Origin of the sequence: Bradyrhizobium genosp. L, assembly GCF_015624485.1 — a bacterium.
GTDB lineage: Bacteria > Pseudomonadota > Alphaproteobacteria > Rhizobiales > Xanthobacteraceae > Bradyrhizobium.
Genome location: NZ_CP061378.1, coordinates 3369348 through 3388175 on the forward strand (window position 1 = coordinate 3369348; position 18828 = coordinate 3388175).

Here is an 18828-nt window from a genome sequence, read left to right on the forward strand (position 1 = left end):
ATGTCAGCATTAACAGACGATACGCTTCCGATGACGCCGCGCGCGATGCGCGACGAGATGATCGTGTTCGCCGCGATGGCGGTGCTGCTGGCGATCGTGCCGTTCACCGGCATCTATCCCTTCTTCGTGATGCAGGCGCTGTGCTTCGCGCTGCTCGCCTGCGCCTTCAACCTCCTGATCGGCTATGGCGGCCTATTGTCGTTCGGCCACGCCATGTTCCTCGGCACCGCCGGCTACGTCACGGCGCATGCGCTGAAGGTGTGGGCGCTGCCGCCCGAGCTCGGCATCGTGATCGGCACCGCGGCGGCGGCCTTGCTCGGTCTGATCACCGGCTACATCTCGATCAAGCGGCAGGGCATCTACTTCTCGATGATCACGCTGGCGCTGTCGCAGCTGCTTTACTTCCTCTATCTGCAGGCGCCGTTCACCCATGGCGAGGACGGCATCCAGGGCATCCCGCAGGGCCACCTGTTCGCGGTGTTCGACCTCTCCAAGCCGATCGTGCTGTATTACGTCGTGCTGGCCGGCTTCCTCGCCGGCTTCCTGCTGATCTACCGCACCATCAACTCGCCGTTCGGCGAGGTCCTGAAGTCGATCCGCGAGAACGAGCCGCGCGCGATCTCGCTCGGCTACAAGACCGACCAGTACAAGCTGCTCGCCTTCATCCTGTCGGGCACGCTGGCGGGCTTCGCCGGCTCGCTCAAGGTGTTCGTGGCGCAGAACGCCTCGCTCACCGACGTGCACTGGTCGATGTCCGGTGAAATCGTGCTGATGACCCTGGTCGGCGGCCTCGGCACCATCTTCGGCCCGGTGGTCGGCGCCTTCGTGATCATCGCCATGCAGCAATATCTCGCCGGCTTCGGCCAGTGGGTGACGGTGATCCAGGGCGTGATCTTCGTGTCCTGCGTGCTGCTGTTCCGCCGCGGCCTGATCGGCGAGCTCGCGCATTTGCTCAAGCGGTCGCTGTAAAAGGCGGCAGGGCGAACGGGCCGACGCATGTCAGCCCGTTCTGAGGCTTTATCCGACCAGCTTCAGCCCGGCGATGCCGGCGACGATCAAGGCGATGCTGGCGAGCCGCAGCGCGGTCGCGGGCTCGCCGAACAGGATGATGCCGAGCGCGGCGGTGCCGACCGCGCCGATCCCGGTCCACACCGCATAGGCGGTTCCGATCGGCAGGGTCTTCAGCGCCACCCCGAGCAGGATGACGCTGCCGGCCATCGCCGCCAGCGTCAGCGCCGACGGCACCAGCCGCGAGAACCCTTCGGTATATTTCAGCCCGATCGCCCAGCCGATCTCGAGCAGGCCTGCGATGAACAGAGTGGCCCAAGCCATCACGAACCCTCCTGAAAAGGCAGGGTCGTCCCCGCGGATGCTGTGGTGAGGTGAAGGTCGTCCTTCCCATGCCTATATAGGAACGGCCTGGCCATTCCGCCTTGCGACAAAACGCCCTTGATTGCGCCCGTTTTCCCTGCCAAACGCTGCCCCGCCATGTCCGACACCACTGTTGCAACCGAATCGCCGTCCCGCTCGCCGCTGTCTGAGGAAGTGGCGCGGCGGCGCACCTTTGCGATCATCTCGCATCCGGACGCCGGCAAGACCACGCTGACCGAAAAGCTCTTGCTGTTCGGTGGCGCCATCAATCTTGCCGGCCAGGTCAAGGCCAAGGGCGAGCGGCGCAACACCCGCTCGGACTGGATGAAGATCGAGCGCGAGCGCGGCATCTCGGTGGTCACATCGGTGATGACCTTCGAGTTCAACGACCTCGTGTTCAACCTTCTGGACACGCCGGGTCACGAGGACTTTTCGGAAGACACCTACCGCACCCTGACCGCGGTCGATTCCGCCGTCATGGTGATCGACGCTGCGAAGGGCATCGAGGCGCGCACCCGAAAGCTGTTCGAGGTGTGCCGCCTGCGCGACATTCCGATCATCACCTTCATCAACAAGATGGACCGCGAGAGCCGCGACACCTTCGAGCTGCTCGACGAGATCGAGAAGACGCTGGCGCTCGACACCACGCCGATGACCTGGCCGGTCGGCCGCGGCCGCGACTTCCTCGGCACCTATGACGTCATCAATGGCGGCGTGCGCCTGCTCGAGGGCGGCGGCGCCAAGACCGGCGCCACCGAGCAGATCGACATCGCCGATCTCGGCGCCCGTAATCCCAACCTCGATGTTGCCACCGTCAAGGACGAGCTCGCGCTGGCCTCGGAGGCCTGCAAGCCGTTCGAGCTTGCCGCGTTCCGCGAGGGCCATCTGACGCCGGTCTATTTCGGCAGCGCGCTGCGTAATTTCGGCGTCGGCGATCTGCTGGAGGGCCTTGGCAAGTTCGCGCCGGCGCCGCGCGCGCAGGACTCCAACCTGCGCAAGGTCGAGGCCGCGGAGCCGCGCATGAGCGCCTTCGTGTTCAAGATCCAGGCCAACATGGACCCGAACCATCGCGACCGCATCGCCTTCGCGCGGCTCTGCTCGGGCAAGCTCAACCGCGGCATGAAGGCCAAGCTGGTGCGCACCGGCAAGAACATGAGCCTGTCGAGCCCGCAATTCTTCTTCGCCCAGGACCGTTCGGTGGCGGACGAGGCCTTTGCCGGCGACGTCGTCGGCATCCCCAACCACGGCACCTTGCGGATCGGCGATACCCTGACCGAGGGTGAGGACCTGACCTTCGTCGGCGTGCCGAGCTTCGCGCCAGAAATCGTCCGCCGCGTTCGCCTGACCGATGCGATGAAGGCCAAGAAGCTGAAGGAAGCCTTGCAGCAGATGTCGGAGGAGGGCGTCGTGCAGGTGTTCCGCCCGCGCGACGGCGCGCCGGCGCTGGTCGGCGTGGTCGGCCCGCTGCAACTCGACGTGCTGAAGGCGCGGCTCGACGCCGAATATTCGCTGCCGGTCGAGTTCGAGGTCTCCGAATTCTCGCTGGCGCGCTGGATCTCCTCCGACGACAAGAAGAAGCTTGAGACCTTCGTCGCCGCCAACAATTCCGGGATCGCCGACGATGTCGACGGCGATCCTGTGTTCATGGCCAAGAACGAGTTCTATCTCGGCTACACCAAGGAGCGGGCCGAGGGCATCACCTTCTCCAACGTCAAGGACGTGAAGAAGAAGGGGTAGGGCGCGTACGCGCCACACACGCGGTGTCGTCCCCCGGGCTCGACCGGGGGGACCCAGTACGCCGCGGCCTATCCGTGCTTCTCGACCGCCTCTGGAATACTGGGTCGCCCGGTCCATGCGCGCAATTGCGCACAGGCCGGGCGACGACAGCGGTGATTGTGAAGGCATCCCGGAACAACGCGCGGACGTGAACTCGTCCCGCTTGCCGCCACCCGGTTGCGCCACCATTTTCTCGGCAGCGCATTCCGGGCCTACCAGCATGCTCCGACGCATCATCATCTGCCTCACCCTTGCCGTGCTGGCCACAGGCCTCGCGGCTGCTGCCAACGCGCGGCAGCGGCGTCAGACCAATCCGGTGCCGTTCGCGCATACGCCGTGCAGCGTGCTCGACGACGGGCCCTGCACGCCGTCCTATTGCAGCGTGCTCAGCCACGGGCCGTGCCTGCCCGAGATCGATTATCCCTACGGCGAAAATCTGCAGCTCACGATCCTGACCGTGCCGCCCGAGGGACAGGCCGAGAAGTACCGCAGGCCGGATCATGATCTCGATACCATCGGCGATCTGTTCGCGGCGCTGCGGTCCTGCTGGTCGCCGCCGGCGGCCGACGATGCGCGCGAGGGCATGCAGATGTCGGTGCGCTTCAGCTTCAAGCGCTCCGGCGAGATGATCGGGACGCCGCGCATGACGTTCGCCACACGGGACGTCCCGGCCGACACCCGCGCGACCTACCTCAACGCCATCAACGCCTCGCTCGACACCTGCCTGCCGCTGAAATTCACCGGCGGGCTCGGCGGCGCGCTGGCCGGCCGCCCGATCATGATCCGCTATGTCGACAACCGCGAACTGGGCAAGTCGGCCGACAAGCCGTGATGCATTGCGTAACGCCGGCCGAAGGTGTTACGCGAAGACATCAAAAAGGGAGGAACATCGTGGGACTGCTCGTCATGATCCTGGGTCTCGTGCTGTTCCTCGGCGTCCACGTGCTGAGCTCGCTTCGCGAGCTGCGCGCCGGCATCGTGAACGCGATGGGCGAGGGCGCCTACAAGGGCGTCTATTCGCTGGTCTCCGCTGTCGGCCTGGCGCTGATCGTCTGGGGCTTTGCGCATTACCGCGCCACCGGCTGGATCGATGTCTGGACCCCGCCCACCGCGTTCAAGCACATCACGGTGGCGCTGATGCTGCCCGCCGTGATCCTGGTCGTCGCCTCCTATATTCGCGGTCGCATCTACACCACGCTGAAGCATCCGATGCTGGCCGGCGTAAAACTGTGGGTGTTCGCGCATCTGCTCGCCAATGGCGATCTCGGCTCGATCGTCCTGTTCGGCTCGTTCCTCGCCTGGGCGGTCTATGACCGCATCTCGCTGAAGCGCCGCGCTGATCCGGGCGCGCCGCCGATCCCGGTCGGCGGCGTCACCAATGATTTGATCGCAGTGGCCGTCGGCGTGGTCGCCTATCTGGCGCTGGCGTTCGCATTCCACCCTGTTGTGATCGGCGTGCCGGTCATGGGAGCCTGATGATGTCCGTGCAATCCGCCATCCGCCGCAAGACCGCGCCCGATCTCCGCGCCCGCAAGAACGGCGAGCCGATCGTGATGCTGACCTCCTATCACGCCCACACCGCGGCGCTGGTCGACAAGCATTGCGATGCCATCCTGGTCGGCGATTCCCTCGGTAACGTCATGCACGGCTTCGAAACGACCGTGCCCGTCACGCTCGACATGATGATCCTGCAGGGCCGCGCGGTGATGCGCGGATCGCAGGCGGCGCTGGTCGTGGTCGACATGCCCTTCGGCTCCTACGAGGGCTCCAAGGAGCAGGCGTTTCACTCCGCGGTGCGGATCATGAAGGAGACGCTGTGCGGCGCCGTCAAGCTCGAAGGCGGCGTGCGGATGGCGGAGACGGTGGCGTTCCTGTCCGAGCGCGGCATCCCGGTGATGGGCCATATCGGGCTGACGCCGCAATCGATCAACACGCTGGGCTCGTTCCGCGCCCAGGGCCGCGACGAGGTGAACTGGGCGCCGATCGAGGCCGATGCCAAGGCGATCGCCGAGGCCGGCGCATTCTCGATCGTGGTCGAAGCGGTCGCCGAGCTCCTGGCGCGCAAGATCACGCAGTCGATCGCGGTGCCCACGATCGGCATCGGCGCGAGCAGCGCCTGCGACGGCCAGGTGCTGGTGCTGGAGGACATGCTCGGCCTGTCGCCTCGCGCGCCGAAATTCGTGCGCCGCTACGGCAATCTCGGGCCCGCGATCGAGGAAGCCGTCGCCGGCTATGCGCGCGACGTCAAGAGCCGCGCCTTTCCGGGGCCGGAGCACGTCTACGAGATGAAGAAGAGCTGACGGGGGCGGGAATGGATTGGTCGCAGCACGCAATTCCGCCGATGCGGCTCGAGCCGCGCTTTGGCGATCGCGTCGTGCCGGCCTTCGTGGAACGGCCGCATAGCCTCTGGGCGATGATCGAACAGGCGGTCGCACAGAACGGCGACGGCGAGGCGCTGGTCTGTGGCGATGTGCGCCTGAGCTGGCGCGAGGTCGCAGCCCAATCGGCAAAGGTCGCGGCGGGCTTCGCGAAGCTCGGGCTTGCGCCCGGCGACCGCGTCGCGATCCTGCTCGGCAACCGTATCGAATTCGTGCTGACGCTGTTTGCCGCCGCGCATGCCGGCCTCGTGACGGTGCTGCTCTCGACCCGCCAGCAGAAACCCGAGATCGCCTATGTGCTGAACGATTGCGGCGCCAAGGCGCTGGTGCACGAGGCTACGCTCGCCGAGCGCATCCCCGACGCCGCCGACATTCCCGGCCTCATCAATCGTATCGCCGTCAGTGACGACGGCGACTCGCCATTCGCCGCGCTGCGCGACCATGCGCCGTCCGCCGTGCCGGCGGAGGTGAGGGAAGAGGACACGGCGATGATCCTCTACACTTCGGGCACGACAGGAAAACCAAAAGGCGCGATGCTTGCGCATTGCAACATCATCCACTCCTCGATGGTGTTCGTGTCGACCTTGAAGCTGACGCAGGCCGATCGCTCGATCGCGGCGGTGCCGCTCGCGCATGTCACCGGCGCTGTCGCCAACGTCACGGCGATGTTGCGCTGTGCCGGCACGCTGATCATCATGCCGGAGTTCAAGGCCTCTGAGTATCTCAAGCTCGCGGCGCGCGAGCGCGTCAGCTACACCGTGATGGTGCCGACGATGTACAATCTCTGCCTGTTGCAGCCGGATTTCGACAGCACCGATCTGTCGAGCTGGCGCATCGGCGGCTTCGGCGGCGCGCCGATGCCGGTCGCGACCATCGAAAAGCTCGACGCCAAGATTCCGGGGCTCAAGCTCGCCAATTGCTACGGCGCGACCGAGACCACGTCGCCGTCGACCTTGATGCCGGGTGAGTTGACCGCCAGCCATATCGACAGCGTCGGCCTGCCGTGCCCCGGCGCCGAGATCATCGTGATGGGATCTGATGGCCGCGAAGTGCCGCGCGGCGAGATCGGTGAGCTGTGGATTCGCAGCGCCTCCGTCATCAAAGGCTACTGGAACAATCCGAAGGCGAGCGCCGAGAGTTTTACCGCGGGCTTCTGGCACTCCGGCGATCTCGGCTCGGTCGATGCGCAGAACTTCGTCCGCGTGTTCGACCGCCAGAAGGACATGATCAACCGCGGCGGCCTGAAGATCTATTCCGCCGAGGTGGAGTCGGTGTTGGCGGGCCATCCTGCCGTGATCGAGAGCGCGATCATCGCAAAGCCATGCCCGGTGCTCGGCGAGCGCGTGCATGCTGTCATCGTGACCCGCGCCGAGGTGAGCGCCGACGCCTTGCGTGCGTGGTGCGCCGAGCGGCTGTCCGACTACAAGGTGCCGGAGACCATCGCGCTGACCTCGGATCCGCTGCCGCGCAATGCCAACGGCAAGGTGATCAAGCGGCAGTTGCGGGAGGGCCTGGCGGACCGAGCGTAAGGGCAGCGGCAATTGCCCCCGTTAACGCTTTGATCCACCTCGCTTTGCCTTGCCTCTGCCACACCGTTAGGGTAACGCCGCCGCGAGTGGGGGACGAGCGTTCGGGCGGGGCCGGCCCGAGGCGCATGTTTCGTGGGGATGGGATACCTTTAAGTGTCTGAATTATTTGATGAAGTCGACGAGGAAGTCCGTCGCGAACAGCTCAAGAAGCTGTGGGACAGATACTCGCTCCTGATCATCGCGCTGGCGATCCTGGTCGTCGCGGGTGTCGGCGGCTGGCGCGGCTACCAATATTTCGAGGCCAAGAAGGCCGCCGAGGCCGGTGCGGCCTTCGACCGCGCCGCCGAGCTGTCCGAGCAGAACAAGCACGCCGAGGCCGAGGCGGCGTTTGCCGATCTCGCTGCCAAGGCGCCGTCCGGCTATCGCAATCTGGCGCGCCTGCGCATGGCCGCCGAGGTCGCGGCCCGCGATCCGCAGGCCGCCGCAAAACTGTATGACGAGATTTCGGCCGACCGCAGCGTCGGCGGCCCCGAGCAGGACCTGGCGCGGATCCGCGCCGCGCAGCTCGTGATGGATTCGACGACCTATCCGAACATGCTGCAGCGGCTCGAGCCGGCGACTGCCGAGGGCTCGACCTTCCGCCACACCGCACGCGAAATGCTGGCGGTGTCGGCCTGGCACGCCAACGATGCCACCGCCGCGCGGAAATGGCTGGATCTGATTGCCAATGACGGCGACACGCCGCCGAGCCTGCGCTCGCGCGCCGAGGCGCTGCAGGCGCTGCTGCCGCCCGTCGCCAAGAGCTGAACCAAGAGCTGACCGGCGAAACCAAGTTTGAGTGAGAGATCGACCATGCGCCGCTCGCAACGCCTGATCGCAGCCGCAGTTCTCGTCTCGCTTTGCAGCGTGCTGGCGGGCTGCGGTGGCGGCGGAATGGCCAATTTCGACCCGAGCGATTTGCTCGACTTCCTCGACACCAAGAAGAAGCTGCCGGGCGACCGCAAGCCGGTATTCCCCGACGGCGTTCCGGGCCTCGAGCAGGGCGTGCCGAAGGATCTCTACAAGGGCGCGCAGGAACAGCAGCTCGAGCAGCAGAATGCCGACGCCGCCGCCGCGACCGCCGCGCCGCCGCCTGAGCCGGCGAAGCCCGCCAAGAAGAAGGGCAGGAGCAAGCCGGCTGCCACCGCCAGCACCGCGCCGGCCGCCGATCAGGCCGCCCCTGCCGAGGAAGGCGCGAGCCCGGCGCTGCCGCCGGAGCCGAAGCCGAAGCCGAAGAAGATCGTGCGCCGCCGCACCACCGCGCCGCCTCCTGACGACCAGGCGCAGCAGCCGGCCGCGCAGCAGGCGGCCCCGGCTACGCAACAGTCCGGCGGGTCGTTCCCCGCGCCGGTGCCGAGCGGCACCTTCTCGCGCTAACGGTCAGTCGAATTTCACCTCGTCCCCGCTTGCGGGGAGAGGTCGGAATTCATGCTGAGCATGAATTCCGGGTGAGGGGGGCTTCCACGAACTCCGTGTGAGCGGAGTTGGCGGAAGCAGCCCCTCACTCCAACCCTCTCCCCGTAAGGACGGGGCGAGGGAGACCAGCCCGATTTGCTTCGACCAGCCATCACGCATGCTGTAGGCCTAACCGCAGCCCATTCACTCGCACGCCGTAGTCCATGTCTTTCACCATCGCTATTATCGGCCGGCCCAATGTCGGAAAGTCGACCCTGTTCAACCGGCTGGTCGGGCAAAAACTCGCGCTGGTCGATGACGAGCCCGGAGTGACGCGCGACCGCCGCGAGGGCCAGGCCCGGCTTTACGATCTCGACTTCACGATCATCGACACCGCGGGCCTCGACGAAGGCGCCAAGGGCTCGCTGACGGCGCGGATGCAGGAGCAGACCGAGACCGCGATCGAACTCGCGGACGCCCTGATGTTCGTGATCGACGCCCGGGTCGGGCTGACGCCGACCGACCGCGCCTTCGCCGATTTCGCCCGCCGCGCCAACAAGCCGGTCGTGCTGATCGCCAACAAGGCCGAGGGCAAGCATGGCGAGATCGGCGCGATGGAATCCTACGCCCTCGGGCTCGGCGATCCCGTGCAGATTTCAGCCGAGCATGGCGAGGGCATGGGCGACCTCCACGAGGCGCTGCGCGTGCTGGTGCCCGAAGCCGCCGAGGCGGACGATGAGATCGCGGATGAGGACGACATCTCGGAGGAGGAGGCTGCGCAGCGTCCGATCCGCGTCGCCATCGTCGGCCGGCCCAATGCCGGGAAGTCGACCTTGATCAACCATCTGCTCGGCGAGGAGCGGCTGCTGACCAGCCCCGAGGCCGGCACCACGCGCGATTCGATCGCGGTCGAGATCACCTGGCAGGGCCGCCAGTTCCGCGTGTTCGACACCGCCGGACTGCGCCGTCGCGCGCGGATCGAGGAGAAGCTGGAGAAGCTCTCGGTCGCCGACGCGCTGCGCGCGGTGCGCTTCGCCGAGGTCGTGGTGATGATGATGGATGCGCAGAACAAGTTCGAGGAGCAGGACCTGCGCATCGCCGATCTGATCGAGCGCGAGGGCCGTGCCATCGTGCTCGCGGTCAACAAATGGGATCTGGTCGAGCGCAAGCCGAACCAGATCTCGCAATTGCGCACCGACGCCGATCACTGGCTGCCGCAGGTCAAGGGCGTGCCGATCGTCGCCGTCTCCGGCCTGATGGGCGAGGGCATCGACCGCCTGATGACCGCGATCCAGGAGGCTTATGCGGTCTGGAACCGGCGCTTGCCGACCTCGGCGCTCAATCGCTGGTTCGAGCAGGCGATCCAGGCCAATCCGCCGCCGGCGGTGTCCGGCCGAAGGCTGAAGCTGAACTATATCACGCAGGTCAAGGCGCGGCCGCCGAGCTTTGTGCTGTTCTGCTCGCGCGCCGATGCGATCCCGAAATCCTATCTGCGCTATCTCACGAACTCGCTGCGCGAAACCTTCGATCTGCCGGGTACGCCGGTCAGGATCACGCTGCGCGAGAAGGCCAATCCGTTCGCCCACAAGCGCAAGCGCCCGTCATGAGCGAGGAGGCGGCAAGCGGCACCACCGACGCGCCGCCAGCGCGCGGCGCCGCCGTGATCTTCATCTTCGTCACCATCCTGCTCGACACGCTGGCGCTCGGCGTGGTGATCCCGATCCTGCCGAAGCTGATCGAGAGCTTCGTCGACAACGACACCGCGAGCGCCGCCCGCATCTTCGGGCTGTTCGGCCAGATCGATCCGCGTCTGCCATTCTGGGTCGCGGCCGGCTTGAGCTTTGCCAATGGCCTCTACGGCCTCTTGATCCTGCCGGAGTCGCTGCCTGTCGCGCGCCGCGCGCCGTTTCGCTGGCGGAGCGCCAATCCGGTCGGCGCGTTGCATCTGTTGCGCTCGAACCGCGTGCTCGCCGGGCTGTCGCTGGCGAATTTCTTCGCCCAGCTTGCTCATGTCGTGCTGCCGTCGGTGTTCGTGCTCTATGCGACCTATCGTTACGGCTGGGACGCCGGCACCGTCGGCGCGACCCTGGCGCTGGTCGGCCTCTGCGCCATGATCGTGCAGGGCGCGGCGATCGGCCCGATCGTCAAGCATTTCGGCGAGCGCAACACGCTGTTCCTTGGGCTCGCCTTCGGCGCGGCGGGGTTCTTCATCTTCGGCGCGGCACCGACCGGGCACCTGTTCTGGATCGGCATTCCCGTGATGGCGCTGTGGGGCATTGCCGGCGCCGCGACCCAGGCGCTGACCACGCAGCTCGTGGCGGCAGATCAGCAGGGCCAATTGCAGGGCGCCACCACCAGCGTGCAGAGTGTCTCGCAGCTGATCGGCCCGTTCCTGTTCACGCTGACCTTTGCGTATTTCATCGGTGGCAACGCGCCGCTGAAGATGCCCGGTGCGCCGTTCTATCTGGCGGCTGTGCTGTTGCTGCTGGCGCTGCTGATCGCGTGGCGCGCGATGGCGCAGAAAGCGTAGGGTGGGCAAAGCGCAAGCGTGCCCACCATCTCGAGCACACCGTGAATGGTGGGCACGGCGCAAGTGCGCCTTTGCCCACCCTACGCGTTGCCGCTAATCCTCCGCCGGCACCGAATGGTGCTCGTGCACGATGCGCCATTCGCCGTCGATCTTGCGCAATCCGATCGTCAACCTGAACTGAAACGTATCCTGTGGCGGGCCGCACCGCATCACCGCGACGGCGAAGGCGACATCATTGCCGGCCGTGATCGCGAGATCCTCGACATCGAAGGCGTATGGAGCCTTCTGACAGCCGAAGAACAGGTCCCAGGTTTTCCTGTACTCAGCCAGTCCGCGCGACTGGAACGGCGGCGGCACGTCGAACATCACGATGTCCTTGTCGTGATGGGCGAGAACGCCCGCATAGTCGTGCCGGCGGACGGCGTCCGCCCATGTTTCGATCAGCGCCTTGATTTGGGCTTCGGCGTCGTGCTGCGTCATGGTTCCGCTCCGCGTGCTGGCTGGCGTGCACCCCGAGGACGAACGTCAAGACGTCTATCCGACACGCGCGGAGTGAATTTATTTGGGCGAACAGATCGTAGGGCGGGTTAGCGAAGCGTGACCCGCCGCTGTCTTGATGGGAAAGGCGGTGGGTTACGCCTTCGGCTAACCCACCCTACGGCAGCTCGTTTATTTCTTCACCAGCGGGCAGTCGCTGGCCTCGAGCGGCTTGGCGGCGTCTTCCGGCGAGATGGTGGCGATCAGCTTGTAATAGTCCCACGGGTATTTCGACTCTTCCGGCTTCTTCACCTCGAACAAATAGGCCGGGATGATGCGGCGACCGTCGATGCGCAGCGGGCCCTTGCCGAACAGGGGATCGTCGGTCGGGATCTCCTTCATCTTGGCGACGACCTTGGCGCCGTCATGCGGGTTGCCGCCCATCGCGTCCAGCGCCTTCAAATAATGCAGCACGCCGGCATAGACGCCGGCGACCGTCATCGAGGGCATCGAGCCCTTCGGCGAGCGCGCCTGGAAGCGCTTCGACCAGGCCCGGGTCTGGTCGTTCATGTCCCAGTAGAACGATTCCGTGAAGGTGAGGCCCTGCGCGATCTTCAGGCCGAGCGCATGCACGTCGTTGACGAACAGCAGCAGCGCGGCGAGCTTCTGGCCGCCCGCAGTAATGCCAAATTCGGACGCCTGCTTGATCGCGTTGGTGGTGTCGCCGCCGGCATTGGCGAGCCCGATGATCTTGGCCTTGGAGGCCTGCGCCTGGAGCAGGAAGGAGGAGAAATCAGCAGTGTTGAGCGGATGCTTGACGCCGCCGAGCACCTTGCCGCCATTGGCTGATACCACCGCCGAAGTGTCGCGCTCCAGCGCGTGGCCGAACGCGTAGTCGGCGGTGAGGAAGAACCAGCTGTCGCCGCCGGCCTTGGTCAGCGCCTTGCCGGTGCCGTTGGCGAGCATGTAGGTGTCGAAGGTGTAGGAGATCGTGTTGGCGTTACAGGCCTTGCCGGTGAGGTCGGCGGTCGCCGCGCCCGAATTGAGCACGATCGAGTTCTTCTCTTTGGCAAGGTTGCTCACCGCGAGCGCCACGCCGGAGTTCGGCGTGTCGGTGATCATGTCGACCTTCTCGTTGTCGATCCAGTTGCGCGCGATATTGACGCCGACGTCGGGCTTGTTCTGGTGATCGCCGGAGACCACCTCGATCTTCCAGCCCTTGGCGAGCATGCCGGAATCCTCGACCGCCATGTTGGCCGCGGCCACCGAGTTCGGGCCGCCGATGTCGGCATAGAGGCCCGACATGTCGTTCAGCACGCCGATCTTGACGTTCTTGTCCTGGGCAAAAGCGGGTGCCGCAACGCCAAAAGCGGCGCAGGCGAGAAGCACGGCACAGCGCCGCGCGAGCGTCGTCGTCATCAGAAAGTCCCTCCCTGTGATGCGTCCCGGACGGCCCTCTTGAGACGGGGCCTTCGTGCCGGGCGTGTTGTGTCGGTTCCCGATTATCCTGTCCGCGGGCAAGCGGCAATCCGCATAAAGCCGGAGACACTGCGTCGAAGCGTCATCCCGCCTCCCATGTTTTTTGTGATTGCCTCATTTCAGGGCATCCGAGGTCAGCTTGAATTTCTGGATCCGCTTGCCTTCGACCTCGCCGGTATAGACGTTGCCTTGCTGGTCGACCGCCATGACGTGCAGCAGCGCGAACTGCCCGGCATTGCGGCCGCTATGGCCGAAGGTGCCGACCACGGTGCCGTCATCGCGCTTGATGACGCGGATCTCGTTGTTGGCGCCGTCGGCATTGAGCAGATAGGTCTGCTTCGGATCGGGCCACAGCGCGAGATCGAACACCGCTCCGTCGCCGCGGGTGTTCTTCTCGTAGGCGAATTCCTTGACGAAGGTGCCATCCTTCCTGAACACCTGGACGCGATCCTGGCTGCGGTCGCAGACATAGACCAGCCCGTCACTGGCGAGCTTGATACAATGCACGGGATTGCCGAACTGCTCCTGCTCAGGTGCTGCGGGATCATAGGCCGGCTGCTTGTCATCGTTCGGCGTCTTGCCATGGCCGCCCCACAGCCGCTTGAAGGCGAGCGTGGTGGCGTCGAACACGATGACGCGGCGATTGCCGTAGCCGTCGGCGACATAGAGCTCGTTCGCGGCCTTGTCGATCGCGATCCCCGCGGGGCGGCCGAGCTGGGTGGTGTCGTTGCTGCTGGTGCGCGGCGCGATCTTGCCGATCTGTCCGAGATATTTGCCGTCGAGCGAAAACTTCAGGATCGCGCTGTCGTCATCGGCATTGCCGCCGATCCAGACGAAGCCGCGCTCGTCGACCTCGATGCCGTGCTCGCGGCCGACCCATTGATAACCATCGCCTGGGCCACCCCAGGAGCGCAGCAGATTGCCGTCGACATCGAACTCCAGCACCGGCGGCGCCGGTACGCAGCATTTGGCACGCGGCGGCGTGAGCGCGGCGGCCTTCTCGCCATCGCTCAGCGAGCGCGGCCGGTGGATCACCCAGATATGCCCCTGCCAATCGACGGTGATGCCGCCGATCTGGCCGATGATCCAGTCGTTCGGCAGGTGCTTCGGCCAGGAGGCATCGGCGGCGAAGGTCGGGACGTCGCCGGCTTGCGCGGATCGCGGCGCGAGGACGGAGAGCGAGGCGAGGAGGATGAATCCGGACAGAATGGAGCGCGCACGATTGAACGTCGGCGTCATTGTTGCCTCCCGTGATTGTTCTTGGCGGGTATCCCACTTGGGCGCGCAGTCAATCGCGGGGCGGGAGAGGAGTCAATTGCCGTGTCGGCATCGCAGGAATTGCACGGCTGCGTTGCATGCTCTGTCCCGGTACAGTATGGACCCTGCCATCTCAGGTAGCGAGGTCGCGTGCATGCACAGATGGTTGGGCGGAATGGTGGCCGTGCTGCTCTGGCTGGGAGCGCCGGCTGCGGCGGCGCCGATCAATTGCGGCTCGGAGCCGAGCGTCAAATGCCTGGCGGATGCAGTCTTCGCGCTCGCAAAGACGCTTCCCGCGGATAACTTCTACAGGAAGCACGTCGCGTTCGCTGAACGTGAGTTGGCACCGGGCGACATCAGGGTCGCGCTGGACTACGTAAATTGGGACAATCCCGACCCGGCGCCCTGGGAAGACATCGATTGGATCGCGCGAGCAGGCCGTTTCGACGTAGCCATTGAACGAGCCAAACAACGGACGGAGCCGATCCAGCGTCTTGGCGGACTGCTTGCGGTTGCAACCTGGATGCTGGAAAAGAACGAGACGGCACGCGCGAAACAGATCGTTGAGGACGTTGATCGAGAGTTGCCGTCGCTGGCGAGCAGCAATGATGATTTTGCGGCCATACTTCCGCTCGATACCGGAGAGCTTTCGGCCCGGCTCGGGCAGACTGATCGTGCGGCGAGTCTGATCGGTGGCTCCAACCCGGTATCGCTCGAGAGGTTGCTGACGGTTGCGAGCAAATATCCGGCCGCGGCAAGTCTGCGCGAGCGGGCATGGCGCGAAGCTGAGCGCGTCAATGACCTTGATTTATGGATCCCGCTCCTTCAAGACGCTGTTAGCCGCGGCGATCGGGCTGAAATCTTCCGCGCAACCCAGCGCGTCGGCAAGGCGATTGATCATGCGGCGAATTTGAACGAGCCGACACAGGCGATCTCGCTCGCACTGCTCTTTCTGAAGGCCGGGTCGCTGGATTTTGCGGCAAGACTGATCAAGCCGTGGCCGACATGGGTCGATGGCAAGGAGGCGATTGCCCAGGTCAATTTGGTCAGTGACCTCGCGCCGGTGCTGGTTGGCCTGGCGCTGGATCAGGATGTTCGGACGGCTATCGAATTTGTGAACAATCCCGCGCGACGTGCCGAGGTTCTCGGCAAGGCTGCGCAAGAATATGCCCGGCTCGGACGCCGCGATCTCTTCCGGAAGCTCGATGCCGAAGCTGAGACGCTCGCGGCATCTTCGCCGACAAGCGACGCGAAGCTGCGATCGGACCATGACTCCGCCTTGAACAATCTTGGACTGCTGAGGGCCCGTCACGGCGACATCGACGGCGCGGTCAGCGCGGCGGCCAAGCTCCCCGATGACGGCATAACGCACGAAGTAATGTTCTATGTCGTCAGGAACGCGATCGACGGCGGGTATTCATCCTTGGTGGGTCCAGCGCTCGACATCGTTGAACAACGCGCAAGCGCCGCCCGCGATGCGCACGCACTGCTCGCCGCGGCCAACACCCGGTACGAGATCAACAATGAGGACAAGGCGCGAGACGACCTCGCACAGGCTCTGTCGATAGCCTCACTGACCGGTAGTGACGCCGGTCTCGCCGCTGCTTTGACTTGGTGGCTCGATGGCGATGGCACGGCGGAAACGCTGGTCGCGATTGTCGACAAAATGCGGCTAACCGATTCAGACGCGATCAATCAACTCATCGAGACCGTCAGGCCGGTGTCACCTGCGGTCGCTCTGCGGCTGGTCGATCGGCAGACCGATATCGAACGCCGGATTGACGAATTGACCAATATCGCGATTGCAATTGCGGAGAAGTCGAATTGATCGCCCGCAACATGATCAGACGTGCGCGCCCGGTCATGCCGGCGGCTGAAAATTCCGCAGGGCACGTGCCTTGTAGTCGTAGAGCTTGCCGGTCTCGGTCCACTCCGGCGTGCACATCGGCACGATGAATTCGGCGGCCATCTCGGGCGTGTCCAAGGTCATCGGGTCTTCGCCGGGAAACACCTGGGCGCGCATCCTGGTGCGGATCGGGCCGGGGCTGAACAGGTTGACGCGCAGCGCCGTGTTGGCGGTCTCATTGGCCCAGGAGCGCACCAGCGCGTCCAGCGCGGCCTTGGAGGCGGCGTAGGGGCCGAGATAGGCGTTGGCCTTGTGCGCGACGCCTGAGGTGACGAACACCGCGCGGCCGGCATCGGACTGCCGCAGCAGCGGGTCCATGCAGCGGATCAACTGGAAGTTCGCGGTGACGTTGATCGCGAACACGTCGTTCCACGGCTTCAGCTCGATATGGCCGAGCGGCGACGAGGGGCCGGCGGTGCCGGCATTGCCGACGAGGATGTCGAGCTTGCCGTGGCGTTCGTGCAGCGCTGCGCCCAACCGCGCGATGCCGTCATAGTCGGTGAGGGTGAGCGGCACCAGCGTGGCACTGCCGCCGTCCTTGCGGATCGCGTCGTCGAGCTCCTCCAGCCCGCCTTGCGTGCGCGCCACCGCCACGACATGCGCGCCGGCTTTTGCCAAGGCGAGGGAGGCCGCGTAGCCGATGCCGCGCGAGGCACCGGTCACCAGGGCGATACGGGAGGCGAGGGGTTTTGTCATGTCTTTCTGTCCGAGTTTGCAGCGGGTATTACAGACAGAAATGGCCGGGACAAGCCCGGCCTTGACGAATTCCTTGCTGCCGCGGCGTCAACTGCCGCCTTGATTCATATTATCGGCGTTGGTTCCGTTGTTCGCGCGGTCAGAACTCACCTTCTCACCCTGGCGGAAGGCGAACACGATGAAGCTGACCAAGAGCACGCCGCAGATGATGCCGACAATGAGTTGCATCGTCGTCCTCGGCTCGGGCTAGTCCCGAGGCGTCCTAGGTATCGCCACCGCCGCCGCCATAGTTGGTGTGCCCGCTTCGATCCGGGCGATCATCCGGGGTGACCTTCATACCCTGGCGGAATGCAAACCAGATAAAACCAACCAGCAAGACGCCGCCGACAATCGCGATGATCGGCTGCATCTCGCGCTCCTCCGTCAGCTTGCCTCCGCCAGCAGCGACAGCTGGCGCGGGGCCGGTTCGACGTCGCTCTGGTCGGTGAGGTGGGTCGGGTAGGTGCCGGTGAAGCAATGGTCGGCGAATTTCGGGTTGGCCGGGTCGCGGCCCGGATAGCCCATCGCGCGGTACATGCCGTCGATCGACAGGAAGGCGAGCGAGTCGGCGCCGATGATCTCGCGCATCTCCTCCACCGAATGGGTCGCGGCCAGCAGGCCGCCGCGGTCGGGCAGGTCGATGCCGTAATAGTCGGGATAGAGGATCGGCGGCGAGGCGAGGCGGAAATGCACCTCGCGGGCGCCGGCGTCGCGCATCATGCGCACGATCTTCTTCGAGGTGGTGCCACGCACCAGTGAGTCATCGATCAGGATGATGCGCTTGCCTTCGATCGCGGCGCGGTTGGCGGAATGCTTCATGCGGACGCCGAGCTCGCGCACGCTCTGGGTCGGCTGGATGAAGGTGCGGCCGACATAGTGGTTTCTGATGATGCCGAGCTCGAACGGCACGCCGGAGAACTGGCTGTAGCCGACCGCGGCGGGCACGCCGGAATCCGGCACCGGCACCACGACGTCGACCTCGGGATGGCTCTCGCGGGCGAGCTGGGCGCCGAAGGCTTTGCGCACGTCGTAGACCGAACGGCCGCCGACGATGGAATCCGGCCGCGCGAAATAGATGTACTCGAAGATGCAGGGCCGCGCCGGCTTCGGCGGGAACGGCTTGTGGCTGTGCGCCCCTCGCTCGTCGAACACGATGATCTCGCCCGGCTCGACATCGCGGACATATTTGGCGCCGATCATGTCGAGCGCGCAGGTCTCCGAGGTCAGGATCGGATGGCCGTCGAGATCGCCGAGCACCAAGGGGCGGATGCCGAGCGGATCGCGGGCGCCGACCAGCTTCTTGTTGGTCAGCGCCACCAGCGCATAGGCGCCCTCGATCGAGCGCAGCGCCTCGATGAAGCGGTCGATGAAGCGCGAGCGCTTCGACTGCGCCACCAGATGCAGGATCACCTCGGTGTCGGTGGTCGACTGCATCAGCGCGCCGTTCTTGACCAGCTCGCGGCGCAGGGTCAGGCCGTTGGTGAGATTGCCGTTGTGGCCGACCGCGAAGCCGCCGGCGCTGAGTTCGGCGAACAGCGGCTGCACGTTGCGCAGGATGGTGCCGCCGGTCGTGGAGTAGCGGACGTGGCCGACCGAGGCGTTGCCGGGCAGGCGATCGATCACCTCGCGGCGGGAGAAGGCGTCGCCGACCAGGCCGAGGCGGCGTTCACTGTGGAAGCGGCTGCCGTCGAACGAGACGATGCCGGCGGCCTCCTGGCCGCGATGCTGAAGGGCGTGCAGGCCGAGCGCGGTGATCGCGGCGGCTTCGGAATGGCCGAAAATGCCGAACACGCCGCATTCCTCACGCAGCGTGTCGCCGTCCAAGTCAGGATCCTGGATATCGGGGTGGTATCTGGGGTCGGAGTCGCGAAGATGTTCCTGCAGTTCGATCGGGCCGAGGTCGAGATCCATCTGGCCGGCATGATCGGAAAGGGTTTGCATCTCGCTCATCGCCTC

At 65.5% G+C, this 18828-nt stretch carries 19 protein-coding genes; 11 read left to right on the forward strand and 8 right to left on the reverse strand.

Annotation, left to right across the window (positions count from 1 at the left end):
• The gene (locus tag IC762_RS15720) at positions 1 to 969 is read left to right on the forward strand and encodes a branched-chain amino acid ABC transporter permease (protein ID WP_195789673.1); all 969 of its coding nucleotides are present in this window, start codon (positions 1 to 3) and stop codon (positions 967 to 969) included.
• Between the two features lie 48 nt (positions 970 to 1017).
• On the opposite strand, the gene sugE is transcribed toward IC762_RS15720, so the two are convergent.
• On the reverse strand, positions 1018 to 1332 hold the full coding sequence (gene sugE / locus IC762_RS15725) for a quaternary ammonium compound efflux SMR transporter SugE (protein ID WP_195789674.1): 315 nt from the start codon (positions 1330 to 1332) through the stop codon (positions 1018 to 1020).
• A gap of 156 nt (positions 1333 to 1488) precedes the next feature.
• Between sugE and IC762_RS15730 the strand changes: the two genes are divergently transcribed.
• The 9 genes from IC762_RS15730 to IC762_RS15770 all read left to right on the forward strand — a co-directional run bounded on the left by IC762_RS15730 (position 1489) and on the right by IC762_RS15770 (position 11018).
• Positions 1489 to 3108: a peptide chain release factor 3 gene (locus tag IC762_RS15730; RefSeq protein ID WP_195789675.1), complete on the forward strand. Its 1620-nt coding sequence runs from the start codon at positions 1489 to 1491 to the stop codon at positions 3106 to 3108.
• A gap of 259 nt (positions 3109 to 3367) precedes the next feature.
• Positions 3368 to 3979 carry a hypothetical protein gene (locus IC762_RS15735; RefSeq protein WP_195789676.1) on the forward strand — a complete coding sequence of 204 codons (612 nt, stop codon included), beginning with the start codon at positions 3368 to 3370 and terminating at the stop codon, positions 3977 to 3979.
• 59 nt (positions 3980 to 4038) lie between these two features.
• Positions 4039 to 4623, forward strand: a complete 585-nt coding sequence (locus tag IC762_RS15740; RefSeq protein WP_195789677.1) for an NnrU family protein — start codon at positions 4039 to 4041, stop codon at positions 4621 to 4623.
• A gap of 2 nt (positions 4624 to 4625) precedes the next feature.
• A complete protein-coding gene (gene panB / locus IC762_RS15745) occupies positions 4626 to 5447 on the forward strand; it encodes a 3-methyl-2-oxobutanoate hydroxymethyltransferase (protein ID WP_195789678.1) in 822 nt (273 codons plus the stop codon).
• Between the two features lie 11 nt (positions 5448 to 5458).
• Complete coding sequence (locus IC762_RS15750; protein ID WP_195789679.1) at positions 5459 to 7054, forward strand: class I adenylate-forming enzyme family protein; 1596 nt, start codon at positions 5459 to 5461, stop codon at positions 7052 to 7054.
• Positions 7055 to 7207: 153 nt separating this feature from the next.
• Positions 7208 to 7861, forward strand: coding sequence for a tetratricopeptide repeat protein (locus IC762_RS15755; RefSeq protein ID WP_195789680.1), 654 nt, complete (start codon positions 7208 to 7210; stop codon positions 7859 to 7861).
• Positions 7862 to 7906: 45 nt separating this feature from the next.
• Complete coding sequence (locus IC762_RS15760; RefSeq protein ID WP_195789681.1) at positions 7907 to 8470, forward strand: hypothetical protein; 564 nt, start codon at positions 7907 to 7909, stop codon at positions 8468 to 8470.
• Between the two features lie 242 nt (positions 8471 to 8712).
• Positions 8713 to 10095: a ribosome biogenesis GTPase Der gene (gene der / locus IC762_RS15765; RefSeq protein WP_195789682.1), complete on the forward strand. Its 1383-nt coding sequence runs from the start codon at positions 8713 to 8715 to the stop codon at positions 10093 to 10095.
• Positions 10092 to 11018: an MFS transporter gene (locus tag IC762_RS15770; RefSeq protein ID WP_195789683.1), complete on the forward strand. Its 927-nt coding sequence runs from the start codon at positions 10092 to 10094 to the stop codon at positions 11016 to 11018. Before der ends, IC762_RS15770 begins: the two co-directional genes overlap by 4 nt.
• A 93-nt stretch (positions 11019 to 11111) precedes the next feature.
• Here the strand turns inward: IC762_RS15770 and IC762_RS15775 are convergent, their stop codons facing one another.
• From IC762_RS15775 to IC762_RS15785, 3 genes are all read right to left on the reverse strand, one after another.
• Positions 11112 to 11498 (reverse strand): YybH family protein, encoded by a 387-nt coding sequence (locus tag IC762_RS15775; protein WP_195789684.1) that lies wholly within the window; start codon positions 11496 to 11498, stop codon positions 11112 to 11114.
• Positions 11499 to 11687: 189 nt separating this feature from the next.
• Entirely contained in the window at positions 11688 to 12914 is a 1227-nt protein-coding gene (locus IC762_RS15780; RefSeq protein ID WP_195789685.1) for an ABC transporter substrate-binding protein, read from the reverse strand.
• Between the two features lie 174 nt (positions 12915 to 13088).
• Positions 13089 to 14213 carry a hypothetical protein gene (locus IC762_RS15785; RefSeq protein WP_195789686.1) on the reverse strand — a complete coding sequence of 375 codons (1125 nt, stop codon included), beginning with the start codon at positions 14211 to 14213 and terminating at the stop codon, positions 13089 to 13091.
• A 193-nt stretch (positions 14214 to 14406) separates the two neighbouring features.
• On the opposite strand from IC762_RS15785, the gene IC762_RS15790 reads away from it, so the two are divergent.
• Complete coding sequence (locus tag IC762_RS15790) at positions 14407 to 16059, forward strand: hypothetical protein (protein WP_195789687.1); 1653 nt, start codon at positions 14407 to 14409, stop codon at positions 16057 to 16059.
• A 33-nt stretch (positions 16060 to 16092) separates the two neighbouring features.
• Here the strand turns inward: IC762_RS15790 and IC762_RS15795 are convergent, their stop codons facing one another.
• The 4 genes from IC762_RS15795 to purF all read right to left on the reverse strand — a co-directional run bounded on the left by IC762_RS15795 (position 16093) and on the right by purF (position 18822).
• Positions 16093 to 16833 carry an SDR family NAD(P)-dependent oxidoreductase gene (locus tag IC762_RS15795; protein ID WP_195789688.1) on the reverse strand — a complete coding sequence of 247 codons (741 nt, stop codon included), beginning with the start codon at positions 16831 to 16833 and terminating at the stop codon, positions 16093 to 16095.
• Between the two features lie 87 nt (positions 16834 to 16920).
• A complete protein-coding gene (locus IC762_RS15800; protein WP_195789689.1) occupies positions 16921 to 17061 on the reverse strand; it encodes a hypothetical protein in 141 nt (46 codons plus the stop codon).
• 34 nt (positions 17062 to 17095) lie between these two features.
• On the reverse strand, positions 17096 to 17242 hold the full coding sequence (locus IC762_RS15805; RefSeq protein ID WP_195789690.1) for a hypothetical protein: 147 nt from the start codon (positions 17240 to 17242) through the stop codon (positions 17096 to 17098).
• Between the two features lie 14 nt (positions 17243 to 17256).
• Complete coding sequence (gene purF, locus IC762_RS15810; protein ID WP_195789691.1) at positions 17257 to 18822, reverse strand: amidophosphoribosyltransferase; 1566 nt, start codon at positions 18820 to 18822, stop codon at positions 17257 to 17259.
• Positions 18823 to 18828 lie beyond the last annotated feature (6 nt).

Coding starts and splice junctions, on each gene's coding strand:
- IC762_RS15720 (WP_195789673.1), top strand. CDS start 1: ATGTCAGCATTAACAGACGATACGCTTCCGATGACGCCGCGCGCGATG.
- sugE (WP_195789674.1), bottom strand. CDS start 1,332: ATGGCTTGGGCCACTCTGTTCATCGCAGGCCTGCTCGAGATCGGCTGG.
- IC762_RS15730 (WP_195789675.1), top strand. CDS start 1,489: ATGTCCGACACCACTGTTGCAACCGAATCGCCGTCCCGCTCGCCGCTG.
- IC762_RS15735 (WP_195789676.1), top strand. CDS start 3,368: ATGCTCCGACGCATCATCATCTGCCTCACCCTTGCCGTGCTGGCCACA.
- panB (WP_195789678.1), top strand. CDS start 4,626: ATGTCCGTGCAATCCGCCATCCGCCGCAAGACCGCGCCCGATCTCCGC.
- IC762_RS15750 (WP_195789679.1), top strand. CDS start 5,459: ATGGATTGGTCGCAGCACGCAATTCCGCCGATGCGGCTCGAGCCGCGC.
- IC762_RS15760 (WP_195789681.1), top strand. CDS start 7,907: ATGCGCCGCTCGCAACGCCTGATCGCAGCCGCAGTTCTCGTCTCGCTT.
- der (WP_195789682.1), top strand. CDS start 8,713: ATGTCTTTCACCATCGCTATTATCGGCCGGCCCAATGTCGGAAAGTCG.
- IC762_RS15770 (WP_195789683.1), top strand. CDS start 10,092: ATGAGCGAGGAGGCGGCAAGCGGCACCACCGACGCGCCGCCAGCGCGC.
- IC762_RS15775 (WP_195789684.1), bottom strand. CDS start 11,498: ATGACGCAGCACGACGCCGAAGCCCAAATCAAGGCGCTGATCGAAACA.
- IC762_RS15780 (WP_195789685.1), bottom strand. CDS start 12,914: ATGACGACGACGCTCGCGCGGCGCTGTGCCGTGCTTCTCGCCTGCGCC.
- IC762_RS15785 (WP_195789686.1), bottom strand. CDS start 14,213: ATGACGCCGACGTTCAATCGTGCGCGCTCCATTCTGTCCGGATTCATC.
- IC762_RS15790 (WP_195789687.1), top strand. CDS start 14,407: ATGGTGGCCGTGCTGCTCTGGCTGGGAGCGCCGGCTGCGGCGGCGCCG.
- IC762_RS15795 (WP_195789688.1), bottom strand. CDS start 16,833: ATGACAAAACCCCTCGCCTCCCGTATCGCCCTGGTGACCGGTGCCTCG.
- IC762_RS15800 (WP_195789689.1), bottom strand. CDS start 17,061: ATGCAACTCATTGTCGGCATCATCTGCGGCGTGCTCTTGGTCAGCTTC.
- IC762_RS15805 (WP_195789690.1), bottom strand. CDS start 17,242: ATGCAGCCGATCATCGCGATTGTCGGCGGCGTCTTGCTGGTTGGTTTT.
- purF (WP_195789691.1), bottom strand. CDS start 18,822: ATGAGCGAGATGCAAACCCTTTCCGATCATGCCGGCCAGATGGATCTC.